Source organism: Vibrio sp. 14G-20, from assembly GCF_026241515.1.
Lineage (GTDB): Bacteria > Pseudomonadota > Gammaproteobacteria > Enterobacterales > Vibrionaceae > Vibrio.
Map to the genome: position 1 here is coordinate 1 of NZ_JAPHPW010000066.1, position 519 is coordinate 519.

1 rRNA gene is annotated in these 519 nt (G+C 53.8%); it reads left to right on the forward strand.

The annotated features are described in order from the left end of the window. Positions 1 to 509, forward strand: a 16S ribosomal RNA gene (locus tag OQJ75_RS22455); the annotation flags it as partial. Positions 510 to 519 lie beyond the last annotated feature (10 nt).

Below are 519 nucleotides of genomic sequence, written 5' to 3' on the forward strand. Positions count from 1 at the left end.
CTCTGAGACAGGTGCTGCATGGCTGTCGTCAGCTCGTGTTGTGAAATGTTGGGTTAAGTCCCGCAACGAGCGCAACCCTTATCCTTGTTTGCCAGCGAGTAATGTCGGGAACTCCAGGGAGACTGCCGGTGATAAACCGGAGGAAGGTGGGGACGACGTCAAGTCATCATGGCCCTTACGAGTAGGGCTACACACGTGCTACAATGGCGCATACAGAGGGCAGCAAGCTAGCGATAGTGAGCGAATCCCAAAAAGTGCGTCGTAGTCCGGATTGGAGTCTGCAACTCGACTCCATGAAGTCGGAATCGCTAGTAATCGTGAATCAGAATGTCACGGTGAATACGTTCCCGGGCCTTGTACACACCGCCCGTCACACCATGGGAGTGGGCTGCAAAAGAAGTGGGTAGTTTAACCTTTCGGGGAGGACGCTCACCACTTTGTGGTTCATGACTGGGGTGAAGTCGTAACAAGGTAGCCCTAGGGGAACCTGGGGCTGGATCACCTCCTTATACGAAGATA